The organism is Pseudohongiella spirulinae, assembly GCF_001444425.1.
Taxonomy (GTDB): Bacteria; Pseudomonadota; Gammaproteobacteria; order Pseudomonadales; family Pseudohongiellaceae; genus Pseudohongiella; species Pseudohongiella spirulinae.
The window spans coordinates 799,133-818,414 of sequence record NZ_CP013189.1 but is presented as its reverse complement, the minus strand read 5'-3'; the positions used below and the strand labels follow the sequence as shown (position 1 = coordinate 818,414).

19 protein-coding genes are annotated in these 19,282 nt (G+C 54.0%); 4 read left to right on the top strand and 15 right to left on the bottom strand.

The features are described from left to right. Positions 1–3: 3 nt before the first annotated feature. The gene (locus tag PS2015_RS03905) at positions 4–219 is read right to left on the bottom strand and encodes an NF038104 family lipoprotein (protein WP_058020998.1); all 216 of its coding nucleotides are present in this window, start codon (positions 217–219) and stop codon (positions 4–6) included. Further along, complete coding sequence (locus PS2015_RS03900; protein WP_058020997.1) at positions 212–1,312, bottom strand: patatin-like phospholipase family protein; 1,101 nt, start codon at positions 1,310–1,312, stop codon at positions 212–214. Before PS2015_RS03900 ends, PS2015_RS03905 begins: the two co-directional genes overlap by 8 nt. A gap of 174 nt (positions 1,313–1,486) precedes the next feature. On the opposite strand from PS2015_RS03900, the gene PS2015_RS03895 reads away from it, so the two are divergent. Further along, positions 1,487–2,224 (top strand): tetratricopeptide repeat protein, encoded by a 738-nt coding sequence (locus tag PS2015_RS03895; RefSeq protein ID WP_058020996.1) that lies wholly within the window; start codon positions 1,487–1,489, stop codon positions 2,222–2,224. Here the strand turns inward: PS2015_RS03895 and PS2015_RS03890 are convergent. Further along, a complete protein-coding gene (locus tag PS2015_RS03890) occupies positions 2,214–3,248 on the bottom strand; it encodes an aminopeptidase (protein ID WP_058020995.1) in 1,035 nt (344 codons plus the stop codon). The two genes, PS2015_RS03895 and PS2015_RS03890, sit on opposite strands and share 11 nt — an antisense overlap. A 4-nt stretch (positions 3,249–3,252) precedes the next feature. Further along, on the bottom strand, positions 3,253–4,044 hold the full coding sequence (locus PS2015_RS03885) for a glutaminyl-peptide cyclotransferase (protein ID WP_058020994.1): 792 nt from the start codon (positions 4,042–4,044) through the stop codon (positions 3,253–3,255). Between the two features lie 72 nt (positions 4,045–4,116). On the opposite strand from PS2015_RS03885, the gene PS2015_RS03880 reads away from it, so the two are divergent. Next, on the top strand, positions 4,117–4,464 hold the full coding sequence (locus PS2015_RS03880) for a histidine triad nucleotide-binding protein (RefSeq protein ID WP_058020993.1): 348 nt from the start codon (positions 4,117–4,119) through the stop codon (positions 4,462–4,464). Here the strand turns inward: PS2015_RS03880 and mtnA are convergent. The 11 genes from mtnA to PS2015_RS03825 form a co-directional block, all read right to left on the bottom strand. Next, a complete protein-coding gene (gene mtnA, locus PS2015_RS03875) occupies positions 4,461–5,576 on the bottom strand; it encodes an S-methyl-5-thioribose-1-phosphate isomerase (protein WP_335338252.1) in 1,116 nt (371 codons plus the stop codon). The genes PS2015_RS03880 and mtnA overlap by 4 nt on opposite strands. Positions 5,577–5,662: 86 nt before the next feature. Next, complete coding sequence (locus PS2015_RS03870) at positions 5,663–6,076, bottom strand: ExbD/TolR family protein (protein WP_058020992.1); 414 nt, start codon at positions 6,074–6,076, stop codon at positions 5,663–5,665. Positions 6,077–6,231: 155 nt separating this feature from the next. Beyond that, positions 6,232–6,816, bottom strand: coding sequence for a TetR/AcrR family transcriptional regulator (locus PS2015_RS03865; RefSeq protein WP_058020991.1), 585 nt, complete (start codon positions 6,814–6,816; stop codon positions 6,232–6,234). A 185-nt stretch (positions 6,817–7,001) separates the two neighbouring features. Continuing rightward, the gene (locus PS2015_RS03860; RefSeq protein WP_058020990.1) at positions 7,002–7,736 is read right to left on the bottom strand and encodes a DUF445 domain-containing protein; all 735 of its coding nucleotides are present in this window, start codon (positions 7,734–7,736) and stop codon (positions 7,002–7,004) included. Next, a complete protein-coding gene (locus PS2015_RS03855) occupies positions 7,736–8,602 on the bottom strand; it encodes a carbon-nitrogen hydrolase family protein (protein ID WP_058020989.1) in 867 nt (288 codons plus the stop codon). The genes PS2015_RS03860 and PS2015_RS03855 overlap by 1 nt, the downstream gene beginning before the upstream one ends. Positions 8,603–8,605: 3 nt before the next feature. Continuing rightward, complete coding sequence (locus tag PS2015_RS03850; protein ID WP_058020988.1) at positions 8,606–12,661, bottom strand: YhdP family protein; 4,056 nt, start codon at positions 12,659–12,661, stop codon at positions 8,606–8,608. 9 nt (positions 12,662–12,670) lie between these two features. Next, the gene (gene rng, locus PS2015_RS03845) at positions 12,671–14,155 is read right to left on the bottom strand and encodes a ribonuclease G (RefSeq protein WP_058020987.1); all 1,485 of its coding nucleotides are present in this window, start codon (positions 14,153–14,155) and stop codon (positions 12,671–12,673) included. Beyond that, positions 14,148–14,759, bottom strand: coding sequence for a Maf family protein (locus tag PS2015_RS03840; protein WP_058023128.1), 612 nt, complete (start codon positions 14,757–14,759; stop codon positions 14,148–14,150). The genes rng and PS2015_RS03840 overlap by 8 nt, the downstream gene beginning before the upstream one ends. Positions 14,760–14,766: 7 nt before the next feature. Beyond that, positions 14,767–15,255, bottom strand: coding sequence for a rod shape-determining protein MreD (mreD, locus tag PS2015_RS03835; RefSeq protein ID WP_058020986.1), 489 nt, complete (start codon positions 15,253–15,255; stop codon positions 14,767–14,769). Further along, positions 15,252–16,127, bottom strand: coding sequence for a rod shape-determining protein MreC (gene mreC, locus PS2015_RS03830; protein ID WP_257721214.1), 876 nt, complete (start codon positions 16,125–16,127; stop codon positions 15,252–15,254). The genes mreD and mreC overlap by 4 nt, the downstream gene beginning before the upstream one ends. Positions 16,128–16,166: 39 nt before the next feature. Next, on the bottom strand, positions 16,167–17,207 hold the full coding sequence (locus tag PS2015_RS03825) for a rod shape-determining protein (RefSeq protein WP_058020984.1): 1,041 nt from the start codon (positions 17,205–17,207) through the stop codon (positions 16,167–16,169). A 324-nt stretch (positions 17,208–17,531) separates the two neighbouring features. Here PS2015_RS03825 and gatC point away from each other — a divergent pair, with 324 nt between their 5' ends. Together gatC and gatA are read left to right on the top strand one after the other, a co-directional pair. Further along, complete coding sequence (gene gatC / locus PS2015_RS03820) at positions 17,532–17,819, top strand: Asp-tRNA(Asn)/Glu-tRNA(Gln) amidotransferase subunit GatC (RefSeq protein WP_058020983.1); 288 nt, start codon at positions 17,532–17,534, stop codon at positions 17,817–17,819. Positions 17,820–17,833: 14 nt separating this feature from the next. After that, positions 17,834–19,282 (top strand): Asp-tRNA(Asn)/Glu-tRNA(Gln) amidotransferase subunit GatA, encoded by a 1,449-nt coding sequence (gatA, locus tag PS2015_RS03815; RefSeq protein WP_058020982.1) that lies wholly within the window; start codon positions 17,834–17,836, stop codon positions 19,280–19,282.

Sequence of the window (19,282 nt, the reverse complement as noted above, 5' to 3'; positions counted from 1 at the left end):
TGTTCAGTCTCTGTCCTTGTCATCTTTTTCATCGTCACCACTGGCGACATCCACAACGGCACCGGCGACCTTAAAAGGCACCTTGGCCACTTCTAATGTGACATCCACCGCGCTGCCAACTACTGTCCCCAGGCAGCCAGTCAGGCTCAGTGCCAGAGCGGTTGTTGCCAGCAAGCGGCCAGGCAAAAACTGAGTTTGTTTGTTGTTCAATTCAGACATGTTTTTCCCGCATGATAGCGAACGGCTCAATGACTGATGCGACATCAGTACCCATATCAACCAGCTCGCTGAAATAATTCCCAAGGCGCTCGCTCTCAACAAGCACCGCGCGCCAGTATGCTAACCGTTGTGACTCGCTCATGCGACCGAAATCGTTCCGGTCCGGTATTTTTCCATAAGGCAATCGCTGCACAAACTCTTTGCCCGGCGTCACCAGCAGCACGTTATCAAAGTGCTCTCGACGGGCATGGCGCCATGGTACAAATTTATCGAACCATCCTGGTGTAACACTGGCGTAAAAGTGAGGATAGAGAACCAGTCCACCCAGTTGATTGTAGGGCAGATCCAGATGGTAGTCGGTAATGCCGCCATCTCGAAAAACACTGCGACCCGCACCACTTACATCAGTAACCGCTTCCATGATTTGTGGGATGGAGCCACTGGCCATCAAAGCCTTGTGTACATTCTTCTGGTGCAGTGGGATATAACGTGTCGACAAGTCAAACAACGGTAACTCTCTGGCACCGTCATCGAAGGCGTTATGAAAAACATGTCGCTGAAAATGCCAGTTTATAGCCCGACGGCTGATCATATTGCTCAATGCCGCTGCCGCCAACCCGGTGTTAAGCAGCGCCTTATTCTCTTTTTTCAGTATGTGGCGAGCACGATCGGCAATCACATACAGGCGGTATGCATCATTGTGGGCAATAAACGTGGCCGCCTCATCACCCTGCCCTGACTCGATGACGGCCGCCAGCATGGCACGCGCTTCCCGACTGATCTCGTGGCGATCAGGCTTGCTTGAATAAGTCTGACCAGAGTAGCGCTCGGCCAGCGTCTGCAGCGCCTTTAAAGGCGAAGGGCAGGCATAGCAGGCCAGCCGCCATGCTCCTGCGGAAGAACCGACCATTCGCAGCGGCACCTGACGATCAGCAAAAAATTGTCCCGCCAGATACCGGTCCAAACCATACAGAACGAACCATTTGGGGCCGCCAGAGGCTCCGGCCAGCCAGGAAAAATCCTGTCCCCGCAGACCATGGGCAGCGATCCTTCGACGAGCTTCTGGACCTGCAAACAGTCGTAAATCTGCCATACTCTTATCTATCCGTTTTTTGCCTGTTCGGATCATATTAAGGACATTATAATTGCAAGTGATAATATTGCGATGAAAGCGTGTCACAAATTATTGCAGCTTGTTAGTTTCATGGCATGGTTGCCAGTGATACGTGCAGTTACTATGGTGCCGAACATTATCAGGTGACAGACAATGACATCTATCAGAAAACTTATTACTTCATTCGCTATTTCTGCTGCGATCGGTGGCACCGTGATCATGCTGCCAGTAGCGCCAGCCCTGGCACAGGGCGCGACACAACACGAACGGGCAGCCGCAGGCACACAATCTGAACTGGCCCAGCGCCATTATCGTCGCGGCAACACCTATAACAATCTGGAGCGCTACGATGAGGCCATCGAGGAGTATCGTCTGGCGGTAGCCGCTGATCCAAATCTGGCCGACGCCTATCGTAACCTGGCCAATATCTTCCTGGCCCAGGAACGCCCCGATGATGCCATTCCCATGCTGGCACGATTCATTAATCTGCAGGATCAACCCAGTACGCCGCTAACGGCCTCGCTGAAAACGATCGGTGATCTGCTGCGTCGCGCCGAGCGACTGGAAGAGTCTTTTGAGTTCGATCTGCGGGCGATCCGCGCCGACCCCAGGGATGACTCTCTGGTGCACATCATGGGTAACATCTATGACAATGCCGGACACACCGACAAGGCTATTCAGATCTATGAGACAGCCGCTGACGTCATGCCCGGCAATGCGTTCATGAATCGCACACTGGGACGGCTGTATGAACGCGAGGGCCGACTGGAAGAGGCGCTCGACCAATACCGGCAAGCAGCCGAGAAAGATACCGGTTCACAGTTCTATCGAGAGCTGGTGCAGAACCTGGAAGCGCGCCTGACTGGCCAGCCTCAGCAGGCTAATGGCTGAAAGATTGTTCCAATAGGGCTTGCAGGCGCTGCTGTCGCTCTGGTGGCTCGGCGTCGGCAAGTTGTTGTACCTGGTCATAAAATGGCTGCAATTTGCCATCAAGCTGCTGATACAGCACCTCGAAAGCCGGCACCCAGTCATAATATGACGATACTGTTGCCAACTGGGCATTGTTGAGTGGCCCAGAAAACCAGCCACGATAGCCGGCCCCGTCATCACGACTCAGCCATTCAGCCCGCATCTGATCCTGCAATCGCGTTTTCTGCTGTTTTACGTCATCGGGTGACTGACGATACAGCTCTTCAAAGCGATCACGCCACTCAGCCACAAAACTGGTAAAGACCAGTTGCTGTGCCTGCTCCCGCCGATAACGCTCAAACGTGTCGCTATCGCCTTTCGCAGATAACCAGCGACGCAAACCCTCCTGCTCGACAAAGCTGGCAAAACTTTCATTAAAGCGGGTATCGTTAGCCGCATAGACCCGCTGATGAGCCAGCTCATGAAAAATCAAGCCGGCCAGTCTGTGAGCCGGGCGTTGCATAATCGTGGAAGGGATGGGGTCGCGAAACCAGCCCAATGTAGAATACGCATCAACGCCGGCAACATAGACGTCAAATCCACGACGTTCCAGGCTATCGGCATAACGTGCGGCTGCATCAGCACTGAAATAACCACGATAAGTCACGCAACCGGCAATCGGAAAACACCACTGTAGCGGATCTGTTGAATCTGCAGGCGCTGCGAATACGTTCCAGACAAGGTGCTCTCTGTCGACGTCAACATATGAGGTATAGCTGCCATTATCCGGCAAATGCAAATCATAGACAGCAAACTGTCTGGCTTGTGCAATCAGCTCAAGAGACTGTCGCTGGGTAGTCGGCAAATCCTCATCTTGCAGCAAGGACTCGACGGATTGCCGATGCCACAGCAGGGATAATTGTCCAACAGCCGCCTGAGTATAAAACGTGACAGGTGTGCAGGCGCTCAGGGCAATCAACATACTGAATGACGCCAGCCGCCACATACCTCTACTCCCGCAAGACAAGTTCGATCTCAAAAAGATTAGCCCAAAGTTTACCTGTTACAAACAGACGTCGAGTTGCCTCATCCCATGCAATACCGTTCAACACGGCTTCACTGCCCCCCACTGTGGTTTGCTGACGCAATCCAGACAAGTCGATCACGCCAGTGACGGTTCCGCTGACCGGATCGATTCGCACAATCTGCTCAGTCATCCAGACATTGGCCCAGACCTCTCCGTCAATAAACTCCAGTTCATTCAGGTTGCGGACCGCCTGTCCCTCCGCCTGCACCGCAACAATGCGCTTGGCCACCATTGTCTGCGGATCCAGGAAATACAGTTGATGGCTACCATCACTCAGTATCAGGTGTTCTCCATCCCAGGTCAGGCCCCAGCCCTCAGTCGGGATAAAGTGCGACGTGATACGCTCAAAGCTCTGCAGATCATATACAAAGGCGGTATTTTCCCGCCAGGTCAGTTGGTACAGCCGATCTTCGACCACAGCGATGCCTTCACCAAAGTAACGTTGCGCCAGATCGACCCGCTGCAGGGCTTCGCCGCTTTGCAGATCCAAGCGCAGCAATGATGACTGCCCGTAACGCCCGGTTCCCTCATACAGCTTGCCGTCATGAATCAACAAGCCCTGAGTAAAATACTGGTCATTGTGCGGGTAGGTATTGATTATTTTGTAGTCATAGACGGGAATCTGGGCAAGCAGCGGCGCCGCCAGCATAGCCCCCAGAGCCATTAGACCTAATTGACACCAACGGATTGCAGGATGTTTTCGACTGATCAACATGATATGTTTTTACCCCTGCGCGTTTGCACGCGACCACTACTCAGTCCGTCAGTTTAGGGAGGAAGTAAAGTTATGACAAGCCAGTGCCTGTTCTGCGGCATTGCCGCCGGAGAAATACCATCGGACAGCGTTTACAGTGACGAGCATGTTTACGCCTTCAGGGATATCAACCCGGCAGCACCAACGCATATTCTGGTTATTCCACGCAAGCACCTGAGTCGGGTGAGCGAAGCCAGCAGTGATGACGAGGCGCTTTTGGGGAAAATTCTACTGGCAGCCAACAACATAGCCCGACAAGAGGGCCTCGCAGAGGACGGATTTCGCCTGGTGATCAATACCGGCGACCTGGGCGGTCAGACAGTGCACCACCTGCATCTGCACATTCTGGGCGGCCGACAGATGCAATGGCCACCGGGCTAGGACCGCAAAGCCTTTTCTATGCGACCCAGCCCTTCACGACTGGCGTCAAAGGTGCCGAGCTCGGTAATCAGGCCGGTCACCAGACGGGCCGGTGTCACATCAAATCCGAAATTACTCACACGGGTCGCTGACGGGGTCACTGCAACACGGCTGATATCGCCGCCTTCAGCAGCACCCTGCACCAGTCTCACTTCGTCGCCGTCGCGCTCTTCAATGGGAATTTCAGTCAGACCATCCATGCTGTTGAAATCAATCGTTGAACAAGGCAGCGCTGCGTAAAACGGCACTCGATTATCAAATGCAGCCAGCGCTTTGAGATAGGTTCCTATCTTGTTGCAGACATCACCCTGTGCTGTTGTCCGGTCACTGCCTACCAGACACAGGTCCACCATGCCATGCTGCATCAAATGTCCACCGGCATTATCCACAATGAGGGTATGCGGCACTCCGCTGCGTCCCAGCTCCCAGGCAGTCAAGGATGCCCCCTGATTGCGCGGACGGGTCTCATCAACCCAGACATGAACCGGCAATCCGGCCAGATGGGCCTTGTAGACCGGCGCCAGTGCTGTACCCCAGGCTCCCGTCGCCAACCAGCCAGCATTGCAATGGGTCAGGATATTCAAAATCACGTCCGGCCCATGATCCTTTTGTTTTGCTGCCAGCAGGTCTTTGATAATGGCCAACCCGTGATCACCAATAGCACTGCAGGCCGCCGCATCCTCGGCAAGCAGATGGTTGGCCAGCTGCAGTGCCGCTGCTTCACGTTGATTCAGCGGCAAGTCCTGCAAAGCCTGCTCCATACGTGTCAGCGCCCAACGCAGGTTGACCGCTGTAGGTCGTGTCTGCAGCAGACTATGGCATACCTGTGCCAGTGAATCCGGTTGCTGCTGCATGGCCAGCCATACACCGTAAGCGGCTGTGATACCGATCAACGGGGCTCCGCGCACTTTCATATGCACTATGGCATTAGCAGCGTCGTCTGCAGATTGCAGAGTCAGTATGCTGAGGGTATGGGGCAGCAGCGTCTGATCAATGTATCGGACACAGCCTTCCGCAGTATCAAACCACAGAGTTTTCATCTGCTCGGCAGCGGGTAATTGATTGGCAATCATAGATTACTCCGACAACAAAAAACGCACCCTTGGGTGCGTTTTTACCAGCGTGGCCCCTGCACAAAAAAGCAGGGCTTACAGCTCGATCAAGGTTCAACAATAGAAATGCTGAAAATACCTGCCTGGCGCGCTGCATCCATGACCATCACCATGGTCTCGACGTTGGAGTTGTCATGAGGACGGATGATGACAGAAGCAGCCGGGTTTTCAGCTTTCAGACGGTCGATGTTAGCGCGGATCTGACTGGGCAGAATCGCACGCGGCTCACCGTTAAAGGTAATCTCGTTATTCTGGCTCAATTCCACCAGAATATTCTTCTTGTCATCTTCCTGCTCTGGAGGCGTGTCATTATTTTCGTTGCTGGCCGCATCTATGGCCTGCTCTGACAGGAAGGTTGCTGTCACAACAAAGAAAATCAACAGAATGAATACCACGTCGAGCATCGGGGTCAGGTCGACATTACTTTCGTCGTTCTTGCGTTCGCCAGCCAGTTTTTTCATTATTTGCTACCAGAGTTATCTAACCAATTGTTTTTATTGACCATTAATCAAAATTTTACTCGATTACAAGCTCAACAACAGCTTTCGCCGAGATGTGACTTTTGTCCAAGTATACCTGATATCAGGCTGACGACAACACCCCTGACAACAATCAATCAGCGCAATGTGCTCAGGGTGAAACTGACCACTTGAGCCATCTGCTTGACAGGTTTTCCCTCGCGCGAGTGGACACGAAGACCGCTAAGCGTGTTCATCAGCACATCAGCCGCCAGATCAGCAGTTACGCCGCTGCCCAGCTGTCCGGCCTTCTCAGCCTCGCTCAGGCGGCTGAGCAACGCCTTTCGAATAGTATTGTAGTAAGCTTTGACCAGCTTCTGGATTTCTTTATCGTAGTTAATGCTTTCGCAGAAAGAATTGACCAGCAGACAGCCCATGCTGCGACGCTTGTTGGTAACCGATAAAACAGTCACATCAAAGTACTTTTCGATAGCGTCCCAGGGTGACAGATCCGCGTTATTCAGAGAGGCCGCCAGATCTTTGTCTACCAACTTGCTGTAGTGATCCAGACAGGTCCGGAAAAATGTGTCTTTATCGCCAAAGGAGTTGTACAAGGTACCTCGATTGATACCAGTCACATCCAGTAACTTCTGTACTGAGCTGGCTTCAAAACCTTCGCGCCAGAACTGTTCCATGGCATTGGTCAATACATCTTCGTAAACGAACTCAACGGGTCTTGCCATAATAATTCACACACCTTGTTTCAAGTAAATGACGCAGCCACAAAAGTCGATGCAATGCGCCAACAAATAAATAGCCTGCGATTCTATGCGATCAACCGGGGTTTTTACATCTACTGATACAAAATGCCACAATTATCTCGTAATTCATGATTTTACGTTCACGAACTGTAACAAGCAGTCGTCAACTAAATAGCTGAAAGATTGGTAAACAATGCAACCAGAAACCCCAGTATCCCGCCAATCACACCACCCCAAACCACTAACCAGCCAAGATGACGACGAATCATATCCTGAACAATCTGCTTGACTTGCTGAGGGGTCAACTCCTGCAAGCGGGCATCGATCAACCCCTCTACACGAGCCAGTACAGCCTCGCTGTGCGTGGCCTTACCGAGGCGGGCAGTGAAACCCGCCTTAAATTCAGGCGATTGCACAAACCGCAGCAGATAGGCTTTCATGCGCAGGGCGAACGGTTCACGCAGACTATCAAGCGCCTTAACACCGCCAACAAATCCCAGCATGCCACCCATGGACGAAGACATGATCGCCTCAGTCAGCGAGTCGAACGCTGGGTCGAAATCAAGCTCCTCAATCATCTCCGGCAGCAATTCATCCATGCCACCATGCATCACAGTATCTGAGTCGAAAAACCGATCCAGGTTCTCAGCACTAAAAAACTGCGACATGATCATTTCGCGAATCGTAGTTTTGAACGACTCGAAATGCAAAGTAATGACACCAGACCCGTATAATCCTGGCACCCTTTCAAACAGCATATGAATGGCCAGTGAGTTGGTCAGCGCACCGGACAACGCGAACAAGCCTGCGCTCAAGACATATGGCGCTGCTGCACCCGGCATCATCAAACCGATCACAACCAGCAGTGCAGACGCCAGGTTTGTGACTAAACCTTTTTCCATTACCGAATTCGCCTGTGACTGAAGACCGGCATTTTACGCCGTATCTCATATAACTTTTCAAGATCAATATCTGCGCAGACAACACCTTCGCCAGTCTCCTGCATGGCCAGCACTTTGCCCCAGGGATCCACAATCATGGTATGACCAAAAGTTTCGCGCTTCTCATTGTGCACACCGCCCTGGCCGCAACCAATTACATAACTTTGATTTTCAATGGCACGGGCGCGCAGCAAAACTTCCCAATGAGCCTCACCAGTCACCCTCGTAAAAGCGGCCGGCACGGTAATCAACTCGGCCTGCTCCCGCAGCAAATGCCGGTACAACTCAGGGAATCTGAGGTCGTAGCATATCGACAGCCCAAGCCGGGCAACAGCCGTATCGGTCACAACAATCTGGTCACCAGCCTCAAAGCTGTCCGACTCCGCATACCGCGCCTGTTTGTCGCCAACCTCAACATCAAACAAATGCATTTTGTCGTAACGCGCAATGATCTGGCCGTCGGGGTCAAACACCAGCGACGCCGGACGCACGCGCCCATCTTCAAGTATTTCAGGGTCTGCGCCCTGCGGAGCCGGTCGTGTTATCAACGGAATTGTGCCTGCCACAATATACACACCAAGCGCCCGGGAAAGTGTCGACATGGTGCCCTGCAACAGACCATCCAAATCACCTTCTCGCTCTGCGTACTGAGTCTGCGGACCACCGTCAAGAACCGCAAAATTTTCCGGCAGGACAACGAGCTTCGCACCCTGGTCTGCAGCCTCCTTTATCAGTCGTGTTGCGCTGGTAACATTTGACTGCACATCCGCCGTACTGACCATCTGTACCGCCGCCACCCGACGGCGGAAGTTAAGTTTTTCAATCATGATCTAATTACCTCCCCCGGTAAAAACCTGATTCAACCTGGGCTCCAGCCCATCCCAGGGTCCTTCCAGTCTATAGTGGGCGCTGGTCAAATTATCGACTTGATCACCAAATATCTGATCGAAAATAAATACGCCAACAGCCAATTGCCAGTTAATCAGGTTGTTCAATACTGCCAGACCACCCAGCCAGGGAATATTGTCGCTGACCGGCAAGGTTATATAGAGGTCGCCATCAATCGTCTGTTCCGCCAGGTTTACGGTACCTGCCAACTGAAACAGACTCGCCGGGCCGATGATCTGTAGCCTGTCTTCGATTGTCACTATGCCCTGGCTCAAGTTTACCCGGCCGGTTATCTCATCATAGGACAAACCCGTACGTGCCAGGTCTCCGCTAAAACGCAGTCGCCTGACCAGCGAATCAAAATTAATGATACTGATAAGCCGCAAGGCGCTGTTAGCCACGCCCGCGCGCTGACGGAAGCGCCCGTTGTTGACTTGCAGATCGATGTCACCATTTAGCCCCAGTGCCGAAAAATACGCAGGACTGCCATCCCAGTGCAGGCGCGTATCGAAAATTGCAGAACTGCTCTCCAGACTGGGTGCGTAGCCGAAGGCACTCAATACCGGCGCCAGATCCGTAGCACTGACCTGACCGTTCAGAGCACTGCGATGTTGCTGGCCGTCATAGACCCATCGAAACTCTGCCGGCTCTTCCTCACTGCCGATACCAAGACCCCTGACGTCCAGGACCAGATCACTGAACAAGGCACCGGAACTGTCAGGCCTCACCAGGAATGACCAACTGCCAAAATCGGCGTCACCCAATGTCAATTGGGCGATATTCAAACGCATGTATGGCAACTGACGCGGATCAAAACCGGCCAGCGGGTCCTCCCTCGGCAGTTCATATTCAACAGTTGGCAGTTCTTGCAGATCCAATTCCTGGCCACTGCCCTCCGCGAGCGCCGGCTGGGCCGTTTCAAGTACATCGTCAAATACTTCAATATCCAGTCGCAGGCGATCAAAATCAGCCGTCCACGGCTGATCGGGCCGGACCGGAATCAGCAGTCTTCCCTGAACAGCATCGCCCTGTGCGCCAAGATCCCAGGCAGAAGCCGTTTTGTTCACGGACACACTGACATTGTCAAAGCGTTCACCGAACACATCAAGCTGCCCGACGGTGACACCGGCCGTACCAAGCAATTGGTCCGTGCCCAGACTGGAATTTCCTGGACTGATATTGATCATGTCAGTCAATGCCTGCTGCCAGGCCTCAACATTCAGCTCATCTATCCGCCCCAGTACCTCTATGCCGGGCGCGCCGGGATTCAGGCGTCTGACCCGCATACCGTCAGCGGCCGGCCCCAGGAAAATCAGACCACTGATCGCACCGGTATCAGAAGAGAGCGCCAGATTTGTCTGCAGACGATTGAGCAGGCGCATATTGACTCGGGTGCCCGATGGGGCAAACTCAAGACCCAGTGTCATCGGCAGATCTTCGTCGGCAGCCTTGCTGAATGGCGCCGGAAAATCCAGCTTCACCTGATTCAGGTCCGAAGTGATCATCAGCTCCGGCGTCTGCCCCAGTCGTAATGTCGTTCTATGGGAAAACGTCCCACTTGCCCTGCTCAGGACAGGCTTTAACACTCCTGGCAATCCCGGCCAGTCAAGCAAAGTAGCAACGTCGCTGTCGCCGCTGACAGCAACCTGGGTCAGCAGTGCTCCTTCATCCGTTGGCAGCGAGTTGATGTTAATGTCGGCGGGGCGTCCCATGATCGTCGCTGTGATATCTTCTGACTGCAGCCCGTCACTGGCCGAGTACCTGAGCAGCCCTGACAGCCCCTCAGCACGCAAATCATAATCTGGTATATATAGCTGGTGATCCTTGAAACTCATGTCCAGGACAACATCCGGGCGCGCATCCGTTGCGCTCAGGGGAATGTTAAGAGACAGGGTAAACTCCGTATCACCCTGCGCCTGCCAGTTGGCCAGGTACTGCGCGAACTCCTGAGTCACCGGAGTCTGTTGCAAATACTGCAAGCCCTGCGCAGCGCTTCCTTGTCCGGTACCGCTGACTGTGAGCCAACGGCCCCCGCCCTGCTGTGTGCGAACCTGAGCCTGAGTCTGCTGAAAACCGATACCAACACTTTCACCGGCATCCGCCAGAACATCCACATCGCCGTCAAGCACGGTGACGGTGCCGCTGACTGATTCCAGTGCAGGCCACTGCGGATCGAACATCAAATGCCCGTCGTCAACCCGGAAAAACATCTGCATGGTTCGCTCAGCAGGCTGCGACCCGGCGTGCACATGTCCTCGGAAAATAAAACCGCTGCCGGCACCATTGCCACTCAAGACGGCCTCATCAACCCAGCGCAGAACACTCTGAGCTGCGGCGGGCGCCCGAGGCGCCATCGGCAAATACTGACTTTTTTGGCTGACATCTGCCTGCAGTGCGCCGATCATCAGCTCCAGATTGATCAGCCGATCCTCACCAGTCTGAATATCCAGGCCGAATTGCCCATGCGCTGTGACCGCAGGCGAGTCGACAGAAATAACACTGCTGCTAAGTCGCAACTGAAGTTCATCCTGCTGCCGTGCAGTAATAGATACCCGGCCATTTACATGATCATAATCCCAGCGCTCAGTAAACAGGTCAGGAATGTGCATGGCCACTTCATGCGCATCCACCTCGACCACACCATCATAAACTCCGCCAGCCTGATCAAAGTCCAGTTCGGCGTAGCCGTCAATACCCCAGAAAGCCGGCACTCCCTGGTGAGCATCAATGGCGCCATCAACAATATTGGTAACCACTTGCCCCTGGCGCAAACCCTGCGCGTCTGACAGGGTGTTAACCACCAGATTTTGTAGCTGTCCGCGGACATTGAATCCATCAATTTCCTGTCGCAGCGGTCCCTCAGGCAGCAATGCAGTAATCAGGCGCCTGGCCAGACCGGTATCTACCGCATCAATATGTAAACGCGTGGAGCCGTCGGGAAAATAATCGAATATCATGCCGCCGCTGGGCCAGCGACCACCGTCATATTGGAACCCAAGGCCTTCAGTTTGAAGGTACCAGCTACTGTCTGGAGAGCGATAATACTTGAGCCAGTCGACAGCCAGCTCGTCCACCAACACCCGCTCAACGACCTGCTGCTGATCGCCGTCCCAGACCTCCAGCTCTGCCTGTCCACCGCCCTGCCAGATCAGCTCTGTTAGCTGACCCTGCAGCAGCTCAAACCAGAATTGCCCGAACAATTGAAAGGAAGACAGCGACAGGCGGTCGGCACCCAGATCGGCCAGGTTCAGGGAGGTGAGCAATTCAGCATATTCGGCGGGCGGGGCATTCAGATAAACGCGCCCCTGCAGCTCTGCGAGTGTAGGGCCACTCAACTCAGCACTTAGCTGAAGCAAATCGGCCGCCAGGTCAGGCTGCGCACTCAGGAATAAGGCATAACGATTGTTGCGGCTCTGAAACTGAACCTGGGTATTGCCCAACTGCAATGGCGCACCGGCATCAGGCCGAAAAACCAGGTGTGCGTCACGCAAATTGAGATTGCTCAGGCCGGTCACCCAGTCAAATATCTGCGCGACATCCACTCCCGGCGTAGCACCGGTGCCAAGCCCGCTTAACTGCCAGCGCCCATCAGGCTGCTGGGTAAAATCAAGATTCAACTGATCAATGCGGGTTGTAGCCAGAACCAGCTTGCGCTGCAAAAAGCTGGCCGGGATGTCGGCCTCGATCTCAATGGAGTCCAGCTCAAGCGCCGTGTGTGACTGCTCGGCACCACGGCTGCCCCCGGCTATTCGCAAGCCGTGCAGGCGGAAACGGGGACTGAATCCCTGCCACTGGCCTGTGACTGACTGCAGGGTGACCTGCGCATCAAGTGCTTCGGACAAACGCTGCTCAATGTCAGCCTGATAGTTGCTCACCGACGGCGTCAGCTGGCGTCCCAGACTGACATACAGTGCAAGCAAAACCAACATCAGCAACAATGTCCAGAATACAACGCGCAGCAACCACCTGCCCGTTGCACGAGCCATCTGTATGATCATGATATTCCGTCAATACAGCACGACATCATATTGTTCCTGAGTATACATCGGTTCCACTTCAAAGCGGATCGTCTTGCCGGTTAACACCTCCAGATCCGCCAGTGTACTCGATTCCTCATCCAGCAGCCGATCGACGACCAGCTGCGAAGCCATAACCAGCAGCTCATCATTCTCATAGACCCGCGCAACGCGCACAATCTCCCGGAATATTTCGTAGCAGATGGTTTCTGCAGTTTTCAGTCGCCCTCTTCCCTCACACACCGGGCAGGGAGCACACAATGTCTGACCCAGACTTTCCCGGGTTCGCTTGCGGGTCATCTCCACCAGGCCCAACTCGGAAATCGCGGTCACCATGGTTCTGGCATGGTCTTTTTCCAATGCCTTGTTCAAGGTCCGTATCACCTGACGCTGGTGTTCCGGATCGTCCATATCGATGAAATCCAGAATGATGATACCGCCCAGGTTGCGGATACGCAGCTGCCTGGCAATGGCGGTGGCCGCTTCAAGATTGGTCTTCAGAACGGTTTCAGCATGATTTTTACTGCCGAGGTAAGCGCCGGTGTTCACATCTATGGTTGTCATGGCCTCAGTCTGATCAATGATCAGATCACCACCTGACTTCAGCCTGACCTGTCTGCCCAGAGCCTTATCAATTTCATCGTCAATGCCGTAAAGGTCAAAAATGGGTCGCTCACCACTGTACAGTTCAATTCGAGTCAGAAACTCCGGCATAAAATCGCGGATAAAATCACTGATTTCTCTGAATGCATCTGGCGTGTCGATGCGTATTTTTTCGACACACGGTGTAAGCAGGTCTCGAACCGCGCGCAAATACAGCGGCAGGTCTCGATACAGTACGCGAATTTCTTTACCCCGTTCAATGCGTCTTTCTACAGCGGCCCACAATTTTTGCAGAAAGCGGATATCTTCCTGCAGCTCGCTGGCTACAGCACCTTCGGCCGCTGTCCTGATAATATAGCCACCGCTGTTGCGTACGCCCGGTTCTTTCAGGCATTGCTGCAATTCACTGAGCAGGCGCTCACGTTCCTCCTCACTTTCCAGGCGCTGGGATATGCCGATATGATTGTTCCGCGGCAGATATACCAGGTTTCTGGAGGGCAATGTCAGATGCGTGGTGAGCCGTGCCCCTTTGCTGCCGATCGGATCTTTGGCAACCTGCACAACAATCATCTGCCCTTCACGCAATTGTGTCTGGATAGTAGCAGCCGCGCTGTCTTCAGGTCTGATTTCCAGGCCGTCCGCGCCAATCGGCGCGATATCTGAATTGTGCAGAAAAGCCGCTCTCTCAAGGCCTATATCAACAAAAGCGGCTTCCATGCCTGGCATGACCCGGACCACTTTACCAAGATAGATATCGCCCACAAATCCGCTGCGGCTGCGCCTTTCCAGGTAGATTTCCTGCAGCAGGCCATTCTCGATCAGCGCCAGCCGCGTTTCTCTGGGCGTGACGTTAATCAGTATCTCTTCACTCATCCGGGCAACCTCTGTCCAACGCGGTAGGCACGTCAAACTCCTTCAGCAGTTGCGCTGTTTCAAACAATGGTAAACCTACCACACCACTGTAACTGCCTGAAATTCCGGTTACAAAAGCAGCGCCCAGCCCCTGCACAGCATAGGCGCCAGCCTTGCCAAACGGCTCACCCGAACGAATATAGCAGTCTGTATCATGCGCACTCAGCGCCCGAAAAGTCACTTCGGTATCAGACAGACGAATCTGAAGTTTCTCATCATTACACACGCAAACAGCCGTTAGCACTCTGTGTGTGTGGGCTGACAGTTGGCTCAACATGGCTGCAGCCTGATCCGCATCAGCAGGTTTGCCCAGCAATTGCCCGTCGCAAACCACGATGGTATCGGCACCGAGCACAGCGAGATGAGCTGGTCGTTGCGCGCTGCGCAGAATGGTTTGTGCCTTTTCTCGCGCCAGGCGCTGAACATACTGTTCAGGTTTTTCATTTAACTCAGGTGTCTCATCTATGTCAGCAGTCAAAACCCGGAACCGCACACCAAGTTGCCTTAACAACTCGCTACGCCGGGGCGACGCTGAAGCCAATATCAAATCCGGGTTCGTGTTCATCGCGGACTCATTTAACATCAAAACCACGGCGCAGTTGGCGCATCATCAGAAACAGCCAGGGCCAGACGAATGCGCTGGACAAGGCACCCAGCAGATACAACAGACTGCCTTCGCTGGTTTGATCGGTACCAACTTTTATCCAGTTCGTCACTGTCATGGTCAGCCCAACCAGAACCAGGACAATGCCGCTTTGCTGAAGTGCCGAAAACAGCCGCAATCGTTGATGCAGACTGAGCGTAAGATAAGCCAGCAGAGCAAATGACAGCGCATTGATCCCCAGCAGGCTCCCCTGCAGAATATCCAGGAAAGCACCGGACAGCCATGCGGTGCCGATGCCTACCCGATAGGGCAGCGCCATCAGCCAGTAGATAAGTACCAGTGCGACCCACTGAGGTCGGTAATGCATGGCCCAGTCAGGAAACGGCACAATCGCAAGCAGATAAGCAAGAAGAAGGCTGAGAGCGATGACCCAGCCGCCACTGGCGCGTTGAATCATGGGGCCACCTCGTCAACAATACTGTCCAGATAACCATCCGGCAGCACCTGTCCTCTGATGATCTCATCATCGGGAATCACCAGCATGACATAACGTGTGCGGTCCATCTGTGCCAGCGGACGAGCCCGCACAGTAGCAAAGGCCTGCCCTGGATCATGCACAACCCGGGTCACTTCGGCCACGGGGTAATCTTTTGGGAAACGCTGCCCAAGGCCTGAACTGACCAGCAGGTCGCCTTCTACAATGTCGGCGGTATCCGGCACATATTCAAGCTCCAGCTCGGGAACATCGCCGCGACTGCCGCGGGCGATGGCGCGCTCACCATTGCGATTGACCTGCACAGGTGTGCCGTGCCGGGAATCTGTGATCAACAGCACCCAGCTTGTAAATGGCAGAACTTCAACGACCTGACCCATCAACCCGTGTGCGTCCAGAACCGCCTGACCTTCCATCACACCGTTGTGAGCACCACGATTAATCAGCACACGCCGGGAGCCCGGATCGTTGGACACATTGATTATCTCGGCCGTTACCACCCGACCCTGCACGGCCTGAGAAGCGGTCTGCAGCTCACGCAGGCGGCTGTTCTCACTGGCCAGGCCAGCCAGCAACTGGAGCTCTCGCTGAGCAAACAGCAATTCCTGTCGCAAACGAGCATTTTCTTCTATCAGATCACGCTGGGAGACGAAGACATCATCCATCCACAACGAAACACGGGTAGGGATATCAGCCACCCAGTAAACGGGTGTGCTCAAGTAGGCGACAGTGAACCTGACTCGATCCAGATAATCGAATCGTCGATCTGCGGACATGACCAATACCGCCAGGATGATATAAGCCACCAGGCGGTATTCCAGCGAAGCACCTTTTATAAATAAGGTTTTGATAGCAGAACCTCAGCCTGTTGCCAATCAGTCCAGGGTCAGCGCATCCATTTCGTTCAGATCCATTAATTCCATGGCCTTGCCGCCGCCCCTGGCGACGCAGGTCAGTGGATCATCAGCGACAATGACAGGCAAGCCAGTTTCTTCTGACAGCAGCTTGTCCAGATCCTTGAGCAAGGCACCACCACCCGTCAACACCATGCCACTTTCTGCAATATCTGACGCCAGTTCAGGTGGTGATTGTTCCAGCGCGCTTTTGACAGCCTGCACTATGGCCGACAGAGGCTCCTGCAGGGCTTCCAGAATCTCATCACTGTTGAGCGTGAAGCTGCGGGGCACACCTTCCGCCAGATTACGGCCACGCACATCAATTTCGCGCAGAATTCCCTCGGAGGGATAGGCACAACCGATTTCTTTTTTGATACGTTCAGCCGTTGCATCGCCAATCAGGCTGCCGTAGTTACGGCGCACATGGGTGATAATGGCTTCATCAAAACGATCACCGCCGATTCGCACCGACTCGGCGTACACAACACCGTTCAAGGAAATAATCGCAATTTCAGTGGTACCTCCACCGATGTCCACAACCATGGAACCGCTGGGTTTCTCGACCGGCAGGCCGGCACCGATGGCTGCTGCCATGGGCTCTTCAATCAATCGCACCTCACGGGCGCCGGCACTGATTACAGACTCACGGATAGCGCGACGTTCAACCTGGGTGGACTTGCAGGGTACACAGACCAACACACGAGGGCTGGGAGGGAAAAAGCTGTTTTCATGAACTTTGCTTATAAAGTGCTGGAGCATTTTTTCAGTGACCTGAAAATCTGCAATTACACCATCTTTCATCGGGCGAATGGCCGTGATATTGCCCGGTGTCCGACCCAGCATGCGTTTTGCATCGGCCCCGACCGCTGTAACGGTTTTCTGGCCATTGTGATTGCGGATTGCTACAACGGAGGGTTCGTTCAGAACAATGCCTTCCCCTCTGACGTAAATAAGTGTGTTCGCTGTACCCAGGTCAATAGACAGATCGTTGGAAAACATTCCCCTTATTTTTTTGAACATCGAATTCCTGCTAACCTCAATTTAATCATAATGGTCCGCACCCGGACCCTTAGCCCGCTAATACTAAGCAGACAAACAATCTAACGGACAGTTCCTGCCACAATTCAGAGAAATTCCCTGATGTGTCAGACAACGATCGGAAACCTGGAAGGAAACTGTTGCCCCTGACCGGCCATAATCCCGTATAATTACGGATTCTCCAGCTATAAGATACGCACTCTAGCAACGCTCTACACGCAGGGCAAGTATCAAAATTGTCCGGTACAAAAGACATCTCCGGACGCCGGTAAAGCCGGTATTATCGCACACTAAGGGAGCTCATGAATGGCTTTGGACAATTCTGATGTGGAAAAAATTGCACATCTGGCACGACTCGAGATAAATCAGTCCGACATCGACGAAGTGACCGGCCGCATCTCCAATATTCTGGCCATGATCGACCAGATGCAGGACGTTGACACAAATGCCGTTTCACCAATGGCTCATCCGTTTGACGCCACCCAGCGCCTGCGACCCGACCTGGTGACCGAAAGCAATCAGCGTGATGAGTTGCAAAAAATTGCGCCCGCCACCCAGGACGGTCTGTTTCTGGTCCCGAAAGTTATTGAATAAGGACACGCCTTTTTATGTTGAGTAAAACCGCTGCCGAACTGTCGCAGGCACTGAGCCGCAAAGAGCTGTCCAGTGTTGAATTGACACAGGCATTTCTGGATCGCATTGCCACGCTGAATCCGACCTTAAACGCCTACATTACAGTTGCCGCTGAGCAGGCACTGGCCCAGGCTGCGCAGGCAGATGACATGCTGGCCGCGGGCACGGGCGGCCCCCTGACGGGCATTCCGATGGCTCACAAAGACATCTTCTGTACAAGAGGTGTATTAACCACCTGCGGCTCGCGCATGCTGCATAACTTTGTATCGCCCTACGATGCCACAGTCGTTGAGCGCCTGCAGAGCGCGGGTGTGGTTATGCTCGGCAAAACCAATATGGATGAGTTCGCCATGGGCTCTTCCAACGAGACCAGCTACTACGGCGCGGTCCGCAACCCCTGGGACACCCAGCGCGTTCCAGGCGGTTCATCAGGTGGCTCAGCAGCGGCCGTCGCAGCCGATTTGTGTGTCATGGCCACGGGCACTGATACCGGCGGCTCGATTCGCCAGCCCGCATCGTTCTGTGGCATCACTGGCCTGAAACCCACCTACGGCCGGGTATCTCGATTCGGCATGATTGCCTTTGCCTCCAGTCTTGATCAGGCCGGCCCACTCTCCAAGAGCGCGGAAGATGCCGCACTGATGATGAACGCCATGGCCGGTACGGACCTGCGCGACTCCACCAGCCTTGACCATCCGGTGGAAGATTTTACCGCGCTGCTGCAGAACTCATTGAGCGGTTTGCGCATCGGCCTGCCCAAACAGCACTTTACTGCCGATCTGAATCCGGCTGTGCAGCAGATTCTGCAGGACGCGATCAAAGTACTGGAAGGCCTCGGTGCCAGCGTCAGTGAAGTTGACCTGCCGCATAACCACCTGTCAGTGCCTGCCTACTACGTGGTGGCACCGGCCGAAGCGTCTGCCAACCTGTCTCGCTTTGATGGCGTGCGCTTTGGGTACCGCTGCGAAAATCCGCTAAACCTTGAGGACCTCTACAAGCGCAGCCGGGGGGAAGGATTCGGAGATGAAGTGAAACGGCGCATCATGGTCGGCACTTATGCCCTGTCGGCTGGCTATTACGATGCCTACTACAAAAAAGCACAGAAAATCCGTCGCCTGATCAAGCAGGATTTTGATGACGCATTCAGGGATGTTGATGTAATCCTGGGACCTACTTCGCCACACACTGCATTCAAGCTGGGTGAGAAAAACAGCGACCCGGTCACCATGTACCTCGAAGATATATACACCATCGCTGTCAACCTGGCGGGCATACCCGGTATGTCGCTGCCAGCGGGTATGCTGAACGGGCTGCCGATCGGCATGCAACTGGTCGGACCCGCTTTCTCTGAGGCGCGCTTGCTGAATGTTGCCCACCAGTTCCAGTTGAATACCAACTGGCACACCATGCGACCGGAGGTATAA